Origin of the sequence: Crossiella sp. CA-258035, from assembly GCF_030064675.1 — a bacterium.
Lineage (GTDB): Bacteria > Actinomycetota > Actinomycetes > Mycobacteriales > Pseudonocardiaceae > Crossiella.
Genome location: NZ_CP116413.1, coordinates 7,930,104 through 7,944,879 on the forward strand (window position 1 = coordinate 7,930,104; position 14,776 = coordinate 7,944,879).

General features: G+C 70.3%; 15 protein-coding genes. 10 read left to right on the forward strand and 5 right to left on the reverse strand.

Going from position 1 to position 14,776, the window contains the following annotated elements; translation table 11 throughout:
* Window positions 1-61: 61 nt before the first annotated feature.
* The 3 genes from N8J89_RS35725 to htpG are packed head-to-tail and all read left to right on the forward strand — an operon-like array spanning window position 62 to window position 4,207.
* Window positions 62-1,003 carry a hypothetical protein gene (locus N8J89_RS35725; RefSeq protein WP_283661351.1) on the forward strand — a complete coding sequence of 314 codons (942 nt, stop codon included), beginning with the start codon at window positions 62-64 and terminating at the stop codon, window positions 1,001-1,003.
* Window positions 1,000-2,244: a glycosyltransferase gene (locus N8J89_RS35730; RefSeq protein ID WP_283661352.1), complete on the forward strand. Its 1,245-nt coding sequence runs from the start codon at window positions 1,000-1,002 to the stop codon at window positions 2,242-2,244. The genes N8J89_RS35725 and N8J89_RS35730 overlap by 4 nt, the downstream gene beginning before the upstream one ends.
* A gap of 52 nt (window positions 2,245-2,296) precedes the next feature.
* Window positions 2,297-4,207: a molecular chaperone HtpG gene (gene htpG / locus N8J89_RS35735; protein ID WP_283661353.1), complete on the forward strand. Its 1,911-nt coding sequence runs from the start codon at window positions 2,297-2,299 to the stop codon at window positions 4,205-4,207.
* Between the two features lie 46 nt (window positions 4,208-4,253).
* On the opposite strand, the gene N8J89_RS35740 is transcribed toward htpG, so the two are convergent.
* Entirely contained in the window at window positions 4,254-4,652 is a 399-nt protein-coding gene (locus N8J89_RS35740) for a hypothetical protein (RefSeq protein ID WP_283661354.1), read from the reverse strand.
* Complete coding sequence (locus N8J89_RS35745) at window positions 4,615-5,316, reverse strand: TIGR03086 family metal-binding protein (protein ID WP_283661355.1); 702 nt, start codon at window positions 5,314-5,316, stop codon at window positions 4,615-4,617. The genes N8J89_RS35740 and N8J89_RS35745 overlap by 38 nt, the downstream gene beginning before the upstream one ends.
* A 55-nt stretch (window positions 5,317-5,371) precedes the next feature.
* Between N8J89_RS35745 and N8J89_RS35750 the strand changes: the two genes are divergently transcribed.
* The 5 genes from N8J89_RS35750 (at window position 5,372) to N8J89_RS35770 (ending at window position 10,099) form a co-directional block, all read left to right on the forward strand.
* A complete protein-coding gene (locus N8J89_RS35750) occupies window positions 5,372-5,809 on the forward strand; it encodes a MarR family winged helix-turn-helix transcriptional regulator (RefSeq protein WP_283661356.1) in 438 nt (145 codons plus the stop codon).
* Between the two features lie 170 nt (window positions 5,810-5,979).
* Entirely contained in the window at window positions 5,980-7,167 is a 1,188-nt protein-coding gene (locus N8J89_RS35755) for a cytochrome P450 (protein WP_283661357.1), read from the forward strand.
* A complete protein-coding gene (locus N8J89_RS35760) occupies window positions 7,164-8,282 on the forward strand; it encodes a 50S ribosomal protein L11 methyltransferase (protein WP_283661358.1) in 1,119 nt (372 codons plus the stop codon). Before N8J89_RS35755 ends, N8J89_RS35760 begins: the two co-directional genes overlap by 4 nt.
* Before the next feature lie 39 nt (window positions 8,283-8,321).
* Window positions 8,322-8,717, forward strand: a complete 396-nt coding sequence (locus N8J89_RS35765) for a bacteriophage spanin2 family protein (protein ID WP_283661359.1) — start codon at window positions 8,322-8,324, stop codon at window positions 8,715-8,717.
* A 446-nt stretch (window positions 8,718-9,163) separates the two neighbouring features.
* Window positions 9,164-10,099: a glycosyl hydrolase family 18 protein gene (locus tag N8J89_RS35770; RefSeq protein ID WP_283661360.1), complete on the forward strand. Its 936-nt coding sequence runs from the start codon at window positions 9,164-9,166 to the stop codon at window positions 10,097-10,099.
* A 28-nt stretch (window positions 10,100-10,127) separates the two neighbouring features.
* Here N8J89_RS35770 and N8J89_RS35775 read toward each other — a convergent pair whose 3' ends face one another.
* Complete coding sequence (locus tag N8J89_RS35775; protein ID WP_283661361.1) at window positions 10,128-11,087, reverse strand: RNA polymerase subunit sigma-70; 960 nt, start codon at window positions 11,085-11,087, stop codon at window positions 10,128-10,130.
* A gap of 12 nt (window positions 11,088-11,099) precedes the next feature.
* A complete protein-coding gene (locus N8J89_RS35780) occupies window positions 11,100-11,633 on the reverse strand; it encodes a dihydrofolate reductase family protein (RefSeq protein ID WP_283661362.1) in 534 nt (177 codons plus the stop codon).
* 115 nt (window positions 11,634-11,748) lie between these two features.
* Here N8J89_RS35780 and N8J89_RS35785 point away from each other — a divergent pair, with 115 nt between their 5' ends.
* Both N8J89_RS35785 and N8J89_RS35790 read left to right on the forward strand, forming a co-directional pair.
* Entirely contained in the window at window positions 11,749-12,954 is a 1,206-nt protein-coding gene (locus N8J89_RS35785; RefSeq protein ID WP_283661363.1) for an MFS transporter, read from the forward strand.
* A 130-nt stretch (window positions 12,955-13,084) separates the two neighbouring features.
* Window positions 13,085-13,603 (forward strand): hypothetical protein, encoded by a 519-nt coding sequence (locus N8J89_RS35790; RefSeq protein WP_283661364.1) that lies wholly within the window; start codon window positions 13,085-13,087, stop codon window positions 13,601-13,603.
* 125 nt (window positions 13,604-13,728) lie between these two features.
* On the opposite strand, the gene N8J89_RS35795 is transcribed toward N8J89_RS35790, so the two are convergent.
* Complete coding sequence (locus N8J89_RS35795) at window positions 13,729-14,169, reverse strand: hypothetical protein (protein ID WP_283661365.1); 441 nt, start codon at window positions 14,167-14,169, stop codon at window positions 13,729-13,731.
* Window positions 14,170-14,776 lie beyond the last annotated feature (607 nt).

Here is a 14,776-nt window from a genome sequence, read left to right on the forward strand (position 1 = left end):
TTTTCGCAGGTCCCTGAGCTGCCTGGGGGACATGTAGGGGTCACCCCGGGGACTTTCCCCGATGATCAGGGCGGACCGGCCGACCACAGTGGGCACTGTGATCGACCTGACCGGACTCGCCGTGCTGCTCGCGGTGGTGGGCGCGTGCTGCTACGCCGCCGCCGCCCGCGTGCAGCACTCGGCCGTGCAAGCCACCGGCGACGGCGCGAACCTCCGGCTGGCCACCCTGTGGCGGCTGGTCCGGGACCCGCGCTGGCTGCTCGGCCTGGCGCTGCTCGGCGGCGGGACCGTGCTGCACGCGATCGCGGTGGCCATCGGACCGCTGATCGTGGTCCAGCCGGTCGGCGTGCTCGCCCTGGTGCTGGCCGCGGTGCTGGACGCGCGGCAGACCGGGCGGCGGATCAACGCCGCGGTGCTCACCCCGGTGCTGACCGCCACCCTCGGCATGGGCGGGTTCGTCGCCTTCGCCGCGGGCAGCGCCACCGGGACGCCACCGGCCGGGGCGCTGACCGACGTGCTGCTGTTCGGGGCACTCGGCGTCGCGGCACTGATGATCATCGGCTCGCTCACCCGCGGCAACGTCCGCTGCCTCGCCCTCGGTGCGGGCGGCGGGGTGGCCTACGGCGTGATCTCGGTGCTGGTCCGGCTGACCGCGCACCAGTTCCAGACCGGCGCGGGCCTGTCCTGGCTGGCGGTCGCGGGCATCCTCGCCGCGCTGCTCGGCGGCGGCTGGTGCGTGCAGCAGGCCTATGCCAGCGGACGGCCGCACCACGTGGTCGCCTGCCTGACCGTGCTCGACCCGCTGGTCGCGGTCGCCATGGGCGTCGGCCTGCTCGGCGAGGCCGCCGGCACCACCCCGTGGGTGGCCGTGGCCGAGCTGACCTGCGCCGCCGTCGCGCTGGCCGGGGTCACCCTGCTCGCCCTCGCGCCCGGCACCCCTCCCCTCGAAGTCGACGACCAGCGCGTACCTGCCTGGTCAGCCCAGAACAGGACCGCATCATGACCAGTCAGCGTGCTCTCCGCATCGTCATCGGCGCCGACACCTTCCCGCCGGATGTCAACGGGGCGGCCAACTTCGCCCACCGCCTGGCCTCGGGCCTGGTCGCCCAGGGCCACGACGTGCACGTGCTCTGCCCGGCCCCGGACGTCTCGGCGGAGCTGCTGGCCGGCTCGCACGCGATGGACGGGATCACCGTGCACCACGTGCGCTCGCACCGCTGGCCCTTCTACCAGAAGTTCCGGTTCTCGACGCCGTGGCAGGCGAACCGGACCGCCACCGAGCTGCTGCGCGAGCTGCAGCCGGACGTGGTGCACGTGCAGGCGCACTTCGTGGTCGGCCGCGCGCTGGCCAAGGCCGCGCCCGCGCTGGGCATCCCGCTGGTGGCCACCAACCACTTCATGCCGGAGAACCTGTTCGCGCTGGTGAAGATGCCCGGCTGGCTGCGTGCCGGCAGCGCCCGGCTGGCCTGGCGGGACCTGGTGTCGGTGTTCGGCCGCGCCCAGGTGGTCACCGCGCCCACCCCGCGCGCGGTGCAGCTGTTGCAGGACAACAAGCTCGGCCGGGAGGCGCTGGCCATCTCCTGCGGCATCGACATCGAGAAGTACCGCCGCGCCCAGCCGCAGCCCGCTGGTCCGGGCCGGACCGTGCTGTTCGTCGGCAGGCTGGACGAGGAGAAGCGGGTCAACGAGCTGCTGGAGGCGCTGGCCAAGCTGCCCGAGGAGCTGGACGTGCGGGCCGAGATCGTCGGCGACGGCAGCTGCCGCGGCAGCCTGGAAGCGCTGGCCGACCGCCTCGGCGTGCGCGAGCGGGTCACCTTCCACGGCCACCTCAGCGACGCCGAGCTGCTGGCCGCCTACGCCCGCTGCGACCTGTTCTGCATGCCCGGCATCGCCGAGCTGCAGAGCCTGGTCACCATGGAGGCGATGGCCGCGGGCAAGCCGGTGGTGGCCGCGGACGCGATGGCTCTGCCGCACCTGGTGCGCCCCGGCCGCAACGGCTGGCTGTTCCCGCCCGGCAACGTGCTCGCGCTGGCCGCCCGGCTCACCCAGACCCTGAGCAACCCGGAGATGCTGGCCACCATGGGCAAGGCCAGCGAGACCATGATCGCCGAGCACGCCATCGCGAACACCATCGGCCGGTTCGAGCGGATCTACCGCGACCTGGTGACCGCCGCGCCCGCCCAGCTCCGCCCCGCCCCCAAGCGGGCCCCGCGCCGGGAGCGCGAACTCTCCCGCACTGCCTGACACGTAGAATGCCTGGTCGCAGCACCCGGAAGTGATTCGCGGAAGGAAGCACGTGACCAGCCCGACCGAAACGCTCGAGTTCCAGTCCGAGGCCCGTCAGCTCCTGCAGCTGATGATCCATTCGATCTACTCGAACAAGGACACCTTCCTGCGCGAGCTGGTGTCCAACGCCTCGGACGCGCTGGACAAGCTGCGCCTGGCCACCTACCGGGACAAGGACCTGGTGGCCGACGCGGACGATCTGCACATCGAGATCGCCACCGACCCGGAGGCCCGCACGCTGACCGTGCGGGACAACGGGATCGGCATGAGCCGGGAGGAGGTGGTCAGCCTCATCGGCACCATCGCCAAGTCCGGCACCGCGGAGTTCCTGCGCAAGCTGAAGGAGACCCAGGACGCGGCCGCCTCCCAGGACCTGATCGGCCAGTTCGGCGTCGGCTTCTACGCCAGCTTCATGGTCGCCGACCGGGTCACCCTGGTCACCAGGAAGGCAGGCGAGTCCGAGGGCGTGCGCTGGGAGTCCGAGGGCGCGGGCACCTACACCATCGGCCCCGCCGAGGACGCGCCCCAGGGCACCTCGGTGACCCTGCACCTCAAGCCGGAGGACGCCGAGGACAACCTCTTCGACTACACCGACCCGGCCAAGATCCGCGAGATCGTCAAGCGCTACTCCGACTTCCTGACCTGGCCGATCCGGATGGCCAAGCCGTCCACCGGCGAGGAGGACGGCGGCCAGGAGCTGGAGACGGTCAACTCGATGAAGGCGCTCTGGGCGCGCAGCCAGAGCGAGGTCACCGAGGAGGAGTACGCCGATTTCTACAAGCACATCAGCCACGACTGGACCGGCCCGCTGGAGACGGTGCGGCTCAACGCCGAGGGCACCTTCGAGTACCAGGCGCTGCTGTTCATCCCGTCCAGGGCGCCGATGGACCTGTTCATGCGGGACGCCAAGCGCGGCGTGCAGCTCTACGTCAAGCGCGTGTTCATCATGGACGACTGCGAGGAGCTGGTCCCGGAGTACCTGCGCTTCGTCAAGGGCGTGGTGGACGCGGCTGACCTGTCCCTCAACGTCAGCCGCGAGATCCTGCAGCAGGACCGCCAGATCCAGCTGATCCGCAAGCGCCTGGTGAAGAAGGTCCTGGCCACGGTGAAGACGCTCCAGTCGGACAAGCCGGAGTCCTACCAGACCTTCTGGACCGAGTTCAGCCGCGCGGTCAAGGAAGGCCTGCTCTCCGACCCGGACAACCGCGAGACCATCCTGGAGATCTGCTCCTTCGCCTCCACGCATGACGCGGAGAAGCTGACCACGCTGCGCGAGTACGTGGAGCGGATGAAGGACGGCCAGCAGCACATCTACTTCCTCACCGGCGAGTCCCGGCAGAGCATCGAGAACTCCCCGCACATGGAAGCGCTGGCCGCCAAGGGCTACGAGGTGCTGATCCTGACCGACCCCATCGACGAGATGTGGGTGGACGCGGTCAGCGGCTTCGACGGCAAGCAGTTCCAGTCCATCGCCAAGGGCCAGGTGGACCTGGACTCCGAGGAGGAGAAGAAGGCCACCGAGGTCGCCCGCGAGGCCAAGCAGAAGGAGTACGAGCCCCTGCTGACCTGGCTGGGCACCACCCTGTCCGACACGGTCAAGGAAGTCCGCCTCAGCACCCGCCTCACCACCAGCCCCGCCTGCATCGTCGGCGACACCTACGACCTCACCCCAACCCTGGAGAAGATGTACCGCGCCATGGGCCAGGACCTCCCACCCATCAAGCGCATCCTGGAGCTGAACCCGGACCACGGCCTGGTCACCGCCCTGCGCACCGCCCACGCGGACCGCCCGGAGGACGAGGCCCTGACCGAGACCGCCGAACTCCTCTACAACATGGCCCTGCTCGCCGAAGGCGGCGACCTGCCCGACCCAGCCCGCTTCACCAAACTCCTGGCCGGCCGCCTGGAGAAGACGCTCTGACGACAGCGCGGGGCCGGGCAGCGGCACTGCCCGGCCCCGCACATCGTCACCTCGTCATGTGGAAGAAGTTCCGCACATCGTCCAGTGGGCAACTCCACTCGGAAACCCGATCTCCATCCTCGCTGACCGTTTCGCGAGGCCCCACGGAGCGCCACGGCTCCAGCGCGGAAAATGGTTCCTCCAGCTCTGCCAGGAACAGGATCGAGTTCTGCACGAACACCAGGTCACCCCGGCGATGAAGTGGCCACATCATGATGAAGTTCGTGTTTTCAGGGTCCGTAATCGACGAGACGAAGCAGGACCGCGCTTCCTCGCCTGACAACAACACCTCGAACGACCTTCGCCAACTCTGGACGTACTCCTCGGCACCCCAGTAGTCGGCGGACATGTGAAATGACTCCCGGAAGTCATCCACCACGATTTCCCCGGCCAGCTCGTCGGCCACCCCACCGACCGCACCTCGCCGACCCACCACATCCAGGGAAAACATCCCACCCCCTCGACCGTGTCCGTCGCGTTGTCAGTCCGGCCAGCGCGGCGATCGCCCCAGCCACAACAAGATCCGCTCCATTGGCTCCCCCCTCGGCGGCCAACGCGGGCCGGAACGGCGCCCCCGAACGCCGCCGATCCCCATCATCCGGCACCGCGAACGCGATCCGCGACGAAACCTCCACCAGCTCCGGCGCCAGCCGGTACGGATTCCCCAGCGCCCGCGCCACATCCCACCCGTGCACCACGTAGTCGATCAGATGAAACCCGATCGCCCGCGCCGCCGGGAACGAAGCGCCGAATTCCGCCAGCGCGAACTCCCGCGCCGGCACCCCCTCAGCCGCGAACGCCGCGAGCACCCGGTCCGCCGCCGCCCGGTACTCCCGCACCGGATCCGGCCCGAGCGGCCGCACCCGCCACACCTCGGGATCCGCCCCGTTCCCCTCGGCCGCGGCCGCGAACCCGTGGTGCTGCACGGTCATGTGCGCCAGCAGTTCCGCCAGCGTCCAGTCCGCGCACGGGGTCGGCCGGATCAGGTCCGCGACCTCAACCTGGTCGACCGCGGCGACGCTGTCCAGCACGGCGCGGCGGTGCAGGACCAGCAACTCATTCGTAAGCATGTGCATATGATGTGCATGAGCTTACGATCTGGTCAACCCCAGTACGCTGCACGGCATGACCGGGCGCCGTCGTGACCTCGCGGCCATGATCGTGCCGTTGGAGCGGGCGTTGATCGCCGCTGAGCTGCCGATCCTGCGGGCGCACGGGCTGTCCATGTGGGCCTACGCGGTGCTGACCGCGGTGGACGAGGGGCCGATCCGCACCCAGGTCGCGCTGGCCCAGGCCATCGGCGCGGACAAGACCCGGATCATCGGGGTGCTGGACGAGCTCCAGCAGGCCGGGCTGATCGAGCGCCGTCCGGACCCGGCCGACCGGCGGGCCCGGCTGGTCTCGATCACCGAGAAGGGCCGGAAGCTGCGCCGGACGGCCCAGGCCGCGATCCAGGCCAACGAGGACCGGGTGCTGGCGCGGCTGCCCGCCGCCGAGCGGGCCGCGTTCCTGCGGGCGCTGGCCGTGCTCTCCGCGTTGCCGCCGGCGGAGATCACCGGCTGAGCCGATCGCCGGGGGGATTTCCGAAAAGCACCCAGAGGAATTCCGCAATTGCCACTGGAGGATAGCCTCCAGTGCATCATTTTTGTTTATCCAGCCTGGGTTTTGGCGGCCTGCCGGGTAATTCTTCTCTGGCACGGGGGAAGCACTCGACGCGCGACGGAGGAAAAGCCATGCCCGGCGAGGCGGGGGTTCCCGAGAAGCACTTCCGGTACCTGCAAGGCACCCGGCCGATCGGTCACTACCGGGCCGAGCACGACGCCCGCAGGGAGGAGCACCCGGCCTTCCGCAGCACCGCCGACGGCGGCTACTGGGTGGTCACCCGGATGGCTCCTCTCCGGGAGCTGTTCAACGACCCGGGAACTTTCTCCAACAGCGGCCTGACCCTGCTGGACCCCGAACCGGCCGAGCCCGCGATCCCGATGCAGCTGGACCCGCCGCTGCACACCGCGTGGCGGAAACCGCTGATGAGCGAGTTCTCCCCGGCCAGGGCCCGCGCGCTGGACCCGGTCATCCGGGCCCGCTGCACCGAGCTGATCGACGCGGTGATCGACCGCGGCTCCTGCGACTTCGTCGCCGACATCGCGCAGCGGCTGCCGGTCTCGGTGTTCCTGACCATGCTCGACCTGCCGCAGACCGAGCTGGACCGCTTCCTGGCCTGGGAGGAGGCGGTGCTGCGCCCGGACGGCGATCCGGAGGGCCTGGACTCGGTGCGCGCCGAGGTGCGCGGCTACTTCGCCGACCTGCTGGCCAGCCGCCAGGCCGAGCCCGGCGACGACCTGGTCAGCCGGATGACCACCTGGCGGGTGGACGGCCGGGTGCCGACCAGCGCCGAGCTGACCAACCTGCTGTTCGTGCTGTTCATCGCGGGCCTGGACACCATCTCCGCGCAGCTGTCCTACGCGTTCTGGCACCTGGCCACGCACGAGGAGCACCGCGCGCGGCTGGTCCGCGAACCCGAGGTCATCCCCAGCGCGGTGGAGGAGCTGCTGCGCTACTACGACATCATCCTGGACGGCCGCCGGGTGACCGAGGACGTCGAGCTGGCCGGCTGCCCGATGCGCAAGGGCGACCTGGTGCTGCTGCTCTCCGGCGCGGCCAACCGCGATCCGCGGGAGTTCGAGCGGGCCGATGAGGTGCTGCTGGACCGCAGTCCGAACCGGCACCTCACCTTCGGCTGGGGAATTCACCGCTGCGTCGGCGCGCACCTGGCCCGGCAGGAGCTGAAGGTGGTGTTCGAGGAATGGCACCGGCGAATTCCGGACTACCGGATTCCGGCCGGATTCGAGGTGCGGGAGCGGGCTTTTGTCCAGCTCAGCGTGGAAAGCCTGCCGCTGCGCTGGGACGGCCCGAGCCGATGACCGGTTCCGCGATCGCCCGCCTGACCGCACCGGACCGCGAAGTGCTGGTGCGCACCCGTCAGCTCGGCGACCCGGCGCCCGCGCTGCTGGTGCCCTCACTCGGCGAGTACCCGGTCTACGACGACCGGCTGTACCACTTCATGCTCGACGACCAGCTGCGCAACGACCGCTACGCCGCGGCCATCGCCCGGCACGCGCCCGGCCGCACCGTGCTGGACATCGGCACCGGGCAGGAGGCGGTGTGGGCACTGGCCGCGGCCAGGGCGGGCGCGCGGCACGTGTGGGCGGTCGAGGTGCTGCCCGAGGCGGCCCGGCAGGCCCGCGAGACGGTGTCGCGGGCCGGGTTCGCCGACCGGGTCACCGTGCTGGAGGGCCTGTCCACCGAGGTCCACCTGCCCGAACGCGCCGACGTGTGCGTCTCGGAGATCATCGGCAACCTGGGCGGCGCGGAGGGCGCCGGCGCGGTGCTGCGCGATGCCCGGGACCGGCTGGTGCGCCGGGACGGGGTGTTCATCCCGCACCGCAGCGCCACCACGGTGGTCGCGCTGGACCTGGACCACGCCGCGCCCGGCGGGCGGCCGGGGTTCGCCGAGCTCGCCCTGCCCTACCTGGAACACGTGTTCAGCTCGGTGGGCAGGCCCTTCGACGTGCGCGCCTGCATCCCCGCCCTGCGCCGCCGCGCGCACCTCTCCGGCGCGGCCGAGGTCGAGCCGCTGGACTTCGGCGGCGAGCTGGTCCCGGAGAGCAGCCAGGACCGGGAGCTGGTCATCACCCGCCGCGGCACCCTGCACGGCTTCGCCCTCGGCGTGCGGCTGTGGGTGAGCGCGGCGGAGAGCCCGATCGACTCGCTCACCCAGCGCTGCAACTGGTTCCCGGTCTACGCCCCGCTCTCCGCCGGTGGCCTGCCGGTGACCAGGGGCGACCGCCTGACCTTCAGCTTCAGCACCACGCTGAGCAACGACGGCGTGCACCCGGACTACCGGCTGGACGGCCACCTGCACACCGCCTCCGGCTCGGTGCCGCTGTCCTGGACCTCCACCCATCACGACGACGGGTTCCGGGCGAACTCCTTCTACCGCGCTCTTTTCCCCATGGCCGGTTCGCCAGGCCGGTAGAGTCGGACAAAACACTCAGTCGATGATCGGAGATACGGCATGCGCGCAGCTCGTCCAGTGGCCACCGCTCTGCTGACCCTGGGCCTGTTCGGCGCCCTTGCCGGCTGCGGCGCCGTCCAGGAGGCGGCCAACACCGCGAACAAGGTGGGCGACGCGGCCAACAAGGCCACGCTGTGCATCGACGCGCTCAAGCTGGCCAGCTTCACCCCGAACGTCGCGGACCCGCAGAAGGCAGTCGAGGAGACCCAGAAGAAGGCCAAGGAGATGGAGGCGCTGGCCGCCAAGGCCGGTGACACCACGCTCAAGGGCGCCCTCGACGGCATGGCCAAGACCATGAACGAGGTCACCCTGAAGGACTTCGGCCCGGAGTCCGTGGCCAACTGGATGAAGGAGAAGGCCGACCAGGTGGCCAAGCTGACCACCGCCTGCGGCTGATCCAGCACACGGGTCCGGTCGCCGTGCGCGCCCGGACCCGCCCAGTTTTACCCTCCACTGTGGACAGTGCTGGCCGGTCGCGGCCCCATCCTCAGTGGTCTGGACCCTTTTTGCGCTTTGATCGTGACTTGATTAAAGCCATGCAGTAGGCTGGGCGTTGCCCGCTGCCAGGAGGGATGTGTCCTTTGCCGACACAGACACTGGTGTGCGCTGTGGCCAAAACCGCTCAACTATAACACCCGGTTTCCCGCCCCTGCGGAAACCGGTTTCCATCATGCCGTCACGACCGCCCCTGCCGCCGCGGTCTGACGTCCTGCCGCACCCGATCAGCCCCTGCCCTGAAAGGGAAACTCGTCATGCAATCGATTTCCATTCGTCGGCGTACGTTCCGTTCTCGTTGGGCCACAACGGGAATCGCCCTGGTCACGGCGGCGGCCGCGGTCACCATGGGACTCGCCGCGCCGAGTAGCGCCGAACCGGCCGCCGCGCCGTCGGCCGAGCCGGTGGCCGCGGCTGCGCTACCGCCCGGTTTCCGCAGCGTCGGCTACATGCCGTCCTGGTCCGGCAACGTCAACAGCATCCAGTACCGCAAGCTCACGCACATCAACTACGCCTTCGTGCTGCCCAACGCCAACGGGACCCTGCAAGCGGTGCCGGACCCGAACAAGCTGCGCTCGCTGGTGACCCAGGGCCACAGCAACGGCGTCAAGGTGTCGCTGGCCATCGGTGGCTGGAACGACGGCAACGACTCGGCCTTCGAGGCACTGGCGCGCAGCGCGAACACCCGGACCGCCTTCGTCAACGCGGTGGTCAACGTGATCAACCAGTACAACCTGGACGGGGTCGACATCGACTGGGAGTACCCGGACCCCGGCGCCTCCGGCAACAACTTCACCGCGCTGATGCAGCAGCTCAGCGGCGCGCTCAAGCCCAAGGGCAAGCTGCTCACCGCGGCCGTGGTCTCCGGCGGCAACACCGCCAACGGCGTGCAGCCCGCGGTGTTCGGCGTGGTCGACTTCCTCAACATCATGGCCTACGACGGCGGCAGCCCGCACGCCAACTACCAGTGGTCGATCGACTCGGTCAACGGCTGGAAGGCCCGTGGCCTGCCGGCGAACAAGGCGGTGCTCGGCGTGCCGTTCTACAGCAGGCCGAGCTACCTGACCTACGCCCAGATCGTGGCGATGGACCCGGCCAACGCCAATAAGGACTGCGTCCAGGCCAGCGGCGCCCAGCAGTGCTACAACGGCATCCCCACCATCAAGCGCAAGACCCAGTGGGCCAAGACGAACGCCGGCGGCATCATGAACTGGGAGCTCTCCCAGGACACCAGCAACAACACCTCCCTGCTCAGCGCGATCTTCGACGCGGCAGGCAGCTAGCCGCCTGAGGGTGCGGCCCGCCGCCTGGTCAGGTGGCGGGCAGCACCGTCGGCAAACCGAAGCGCGGCAACAACTCCAGGTCGCCGAACACGCTGATCCGGCTGATCCCGCCCGCCGTCACGGTGAGCACGCCGACCCCGTGACCGTGGTAACGCCCGTCCTCGCCGCGCAGGTACGCGGCCAGCGCGGGCTGCCCGTTCGCCGCGGTGGCCACGGTCCGCCAGCTGCCGGGTTCGCCGAGCACGTGCCGGGCCAGGAACGGCACGCAGGCGGAGAGCCCGGCGAACCAGGTCCGCACCGGCGTCATCTCCAAACTGGCGTCCCGCAACAACAACCGCTGCACCGCCGCCGCGTCCGCGCGCTCGAACGCCGCCATATAAGCGGAAAGCAGTGCCCGCGCCCGCGGATCCTCCGGCGCCAGCACCTCCTCCGCTATGGGCGCCACCGCGGCCAGCCGCGCCCGCGCCCGCTGCAACAGGCTCTTCACCGCCCCCACGTTCAACTCCAGCACCGCGGCCACCTCCGCCGCCGGCCACCCGAGCACGTCCCGCAGCACCAGCACCGCGCGCTGCTTGCCGGACAGGTGCTGCAAACTCGCCACCAGTGCCAGCCGCAGACCCTCCCTGGCCACCGCCACCCCCGCCGGATCCGCGGCCTCGGCCCGCACCAGCATGTCCGGCAGCGGCTGCACCCAGCTGACCCCGTCACCCGGTTCCAGCACCGCGTCCGGATCGCCCGAGGCCGCACCCAGCCCGGACGGCAGCACCCGCCGGTCCCGCTTCCGCAACGCGCTCAGGCAGGCGTTGGTGGCGATCCGGTACAGCCAGGTGCGCACCGAGGACCGCCCCTCGAACCCCGCGCTGGCCCGCCAGGCGCGCAGATAGGTCTCCTGCACCACGTCCTCGGCGTCGTCCACCGACCCCAGCATGCGGTAGCAGTGCGCCAGCAGCTCCCGCCGGTACACCTCGGCCTGGTCAAGGAACTCCACACCCGACTCCCCTCAAGCGGGCACGTACACCAGCGTGACCACCCCGGGCCCCCGCCGCTCCACCGAGGCCAGCGCCAGCGGCCGCCGCGCACCCGGCTGGAACAACGGCGTGCCGGCGCCCACCATCACCGGGTTCACGTCCACCCGCAACTCATCCACCAGCCCGTGCTCCAGCAACGTCCGCGCCAGCCGCCCGTACCCGTAGATCACCAGGTCTCCGTCGCCGCCGGCCTTCAGCTCCCGCACCGCGGCCACCGGATCCCCGGCCACCAGCGTCGAGTTCCGCCACTCGACCGAGGCCAGCTTCGAGGAGAACACGTACTTCCGGATCGAGTTCACCCGCTCCGCGTACGGCCCGCTCGCCCGCGGCCAGGCCGGTGCGAAGTACTCGTAGGTGTTGCGCCCCATCAGCATCGCGTCGGCCCGCTCCAGTGCCGCCAACGACTTCGCCGCCGCCTCGTCGTCGAAGTACTCCGACACCCAGGACCGCGGCTCCCCGTGCACCCCGTCCACCGAGACCAGACAACCCACCACGAGCTTCCGCATGACGTTTCCCTTCCCAGCTGCGACTGACACAGGTACCGACGCACGGGGGCCGGGAAAGGAATCGGTCCGGAATATCCGGTTGCCGGTCCGCCCGGGTGCGGCGAGGGTTCACCCCGTGCGCGAACTCCCGCGGTCGTTCCGGCGTGTCTGGGCGGGCGAGTCGATCTCCATGCTCGGCGACTACAGCTACGACGTGGCCTTCGTCTGGCTGGTGCAGTCGGTCACCGGCTCCACCGCCGCGACCCTGGCCGCCGTGATGGTCTCGATCGCGGTCCCCCGAGGTGCGTTGCTGCTGGTCGGCGGCGGGGTCACGGACCGGCTCTCGCCACGCACGGTCATGCTGCTCACCCACCTGGTGCGAGCAGGCGGCGTGCTCGCCCTGGCCGCGCTCAACGCCACCGGAACCATCCAGATCTGGCACCTGTTCGTCTTCGGCGTGCTCTCCGGCGTCGCCGAGGCCTTCTTCTGGCCGGCCAGCACGAGCATCCTGCCCTCGCTGGTCCCCGACGAGCAGCTGCCCAGGGCGAACGCCCTGCTCGGCATGAGCGAGCAGTTCGGCCGCCTGGCCGGCCCACTCGGCGGCGGCGTGCTGATCGCGCTGAGCGGCACCACCACGGCCATGCTGGTGAACGCGGCCACCTTCCTGATCGCGGCCGCGACCCTGCGCGGCGCGCCCAAGGGAACCCGCCCGGAACGGCCGGAGACCCCGCTGTGGCGGGAGATCGGCGTCGGCCTGCGCTACGCCCGCGACAGCGTGCCGATGCGGATCGTGCTGCTGCTGGTCACCGCCGCCACCCTGTCCTACGCCGGCCTGTTCGCCGTCGGCCTGCCCGCCCTGGCCAAGGAGCTGTCCAACAGCCCGATCGCCCTCGGCGCGCTGGTCGCCTCCTGGGGCCTGGGCCAGCTGATCGGCGCCTTCAGCGCTTCACTCACCGGCCTCCCCCAGCGCTGGGGCCTGCTGATCATCAGCATGACCCTGTTCGAGGGCCTGGCGTTCGCGCTGGTCGGCTTCCTGCCCAGCGTGTGGGTCGCGGCCGTGGTGCTCGCGGTGCTCGGCGTCGGGGTCGCGTACTCCAGCGACGTGGCCCTGCCCGCCTTCGTGCAGAGCACCGCCCCCCGCGAACTACTCGGCCGGGTGAACAGCATCGTCGACCTGCCGCGCATGACCCTGGACTCGGTCTCGATCGCGCTGATGGGGCTGCTGATCACGATCGACGTGCGGTGGGCCTTCGCGATGGCGGCGGTGCCGATGCTCGCGGTCGGGACCGGACTGGCGTTCAGCCGGACCGCCCGCGAGATGCGCGCGGGCGAACGCGCCTAGGTGCCCACGGTCGCGCCGCCAGATGCGACGCCTGTCCGGCACCCTCAGTCGTGGCCGGCGTTGCCGTGAAGGGGCAGTTGTCGCGAATATCCGGTAACGATCGCTCCGGCCAGCCGCTTCAATGGACCTCATGGACAACCTGCCCGCTGAGCTGCGCGAGCGACTGTTGCGGCTCAACGCTGAGCTGCTCGAGGATCAGCTCAGAGCTGGCAAAGCGGTCTGGCTGGCTTGTGATCTGCTTGTCGCGGGTGCTGAGACCCCTGCGGTGGTTGAACTGGCAGGGGAGTCGCCCACCCGGTTGGCTCTCGCCGATGCGGCGCCAACTGTTCGGCAGATGCTCGCCGAACTGGGGGTCGAGCCGATTGACGCGTCGCAGGCCCCGTGGGCGGTTGCTCGCGATGTGGCCCGCGGAATGATCGTTGACGGTCTGCTGCCCGAAGATGGTGCGCACTCGCTCTGGCAGTTGTTTTGGTCCTGCGACAACGCGAAGGAAATCGCCCTGATGCACCAGCCCCTCGAGGCTTGGGCCGAGACGCTGCCGGCGCACCGTGACGACGAGGTGATCCGGGCTGAGTTGCGAGAGCTAGCCCAGGGGGTCGTCCGCGCCGCCGTCGCGCGTCTCGCCGCTGATGGCATGACCGAGCCGTGACCGCGCCGGGTGACCAGCAGTCGCCGCTGCTGGTCACCGAGTCCGTGGAAACGCCCATGGTGACCGACGATCACCTGCGCAGCCGTGCGATGTGGTGCGGATGCCACCGGCGGTGCTCTGCAAGGTCAGCGGCGGCCGGTGGCCAGGATGACGAGGAACTGGCCGCCGCCCGGTTCGATGCTGGCGGTCACCGGCAGTCCTGGCACCAGGCGGGAGAACCGGTCCACCAGCCAGTCCGCCGCCTCCTGGGCGTCCTGCTTGGTCGGGCAGCGGGCCACCATCTCGCGGCCCCCCTTGCGCTCCAGCCTCGTGGCGACGGTGATCAGCGGGGCGGGTTCGACCACGTGCAGGCGGTCCGGCCAGGCGATGACCACCTTGACCGCGCCCTTGCGGGTGTTGCAGCCGCGGTGCGCGAGCCGCTCGGCGATCTTGGCCTTGCGGTCGGCGGTCCGGCTGTCGACGCTGGGCCCCCTCGGGTCGTTCACCGACATGTCGGGGTCGACCGGTTCGTCGCAGACCCAGCAGCGCCAGCCGTCGCGCTCGGCCACATCATCGAGGAGGCTCACCCGAGCAAACTAGCCTACTGGCCTGCCGCCGACAGCATCCACAAAGGACAGGCGGGATCATCGGGATCTCGGCGGAAAATGCCAGAAGCCCCGGGACACGTTGTGTTCTACGCCCTCGACGCATCCCCACGAACTTGGGGCGCACTTCTCGCGACTGTTCCGCGGGTCCGGCGCCAACGGGGCGTGGGGCGCACGCGAGGATGCCGTCCCGGCCGGTCTGCACCACCGGAACATCCCCACGCCCGTGGGGATCTTCCTGGTCACCGTCGAAGCTGAGCTTTCTGGAGACGGTCCGCCCCACGCCCGTGGGCGGGCACGCGTTGCGCTACTCGTCGCTGCCCGGTTGGGCTCACTCACCGGACCGGGTGATCACCGATGTGGTTGGCGATGGCGCTGAGCAAGTACCAGCTCGCCAGAGTGAGGGGAACCTGGATGGGCTGCGCGCCGCTGGTAGCCACGATCGATTCCGAGCGGGCACTGGTGGCACTCAACTCCATCGGGCGAACCGTGGCTTCGCCACATCCGGGCGGAGCGGTGCACGGCGGACCGGGAGCCAACGCGGCCCGCGCCGCACTGGCCAGGACAGGAGTGGGCGGTGCGCTGTGCG

Bases quoted from the DNA above. Each gene is read 5' to 3' on its own strand.
- N8J89_RS35725 (WP_283661351.1), top strand. From the start codon at position 62: ATGATCAGGGCGGACCGGCCGACCACAGTGGGCACTGTGATCGACCTG.
- N8J89_RS35780 (WP_283661362.1), bottom strand. From the start codon at position 11,633: ATGCGGAAGCTCGTGGTGGGTTGTCTGGTCTCGGTGGACGGGGTGCAC.
- N8J89_RS35730 (WP_283661352.1), top strand. From the start codon at position 1,000: ATGACCAGTCAGCGTGCTCTCCGCATCGTCATCGGCGCCGACACCTTC.
- N8J89_RS35745 (WP_283661355.1), bottom strand. From the start codon at position 5,316: ATGCTTACGAATGAGTTGCTGGTCCTGCACCGCCGCGCCGTGCTGGAC.
- N8J89_RS35790 (WP_283661364.1), top strand. From the start codon at position 13,085: ATGGACAACCTGCCCGCTGAGCTGCGCGAGCGACTGTTGCGGCTCAAC.
- N8J89_RS35770 (WP_283661360.1), top strand. From the start codon at position 9,164: ATGGGACTCGCCGCGCCGAGTAGCGCCGAACCGGCCGCCGCGCCGTCG.
- N8J89_RS35750 (WP_283661356.1), top strand. From the start codon at position 5,372: ATGACCGGGCGCCGTCGTGACCTCGCGGCCATGATCGTGCCGTTGGAG.
- N8J89_RS35755 (WP_283661357.1), top strand. From the start codon at position 5,980: ATGCCCGGCGAGGCGGGGGTTCCCGAGAAGCACTTCCGGTACCTGCAA.
- N8J89_RS35765 (WP_283661359.1), top strand. From the start codon at position 8,322: ATGCGCGCAGCTCGTCCAGTGGCCACCGCTCTGCTGACCCTGGGCCTG.
- N8J89_RS35760 (WP_283661358.1), top strand. From the start codon at position 7,164: ATGACCGGTTCCGCGATCGCCCGCCTGACCGCACCGGACCGCGAAGTG.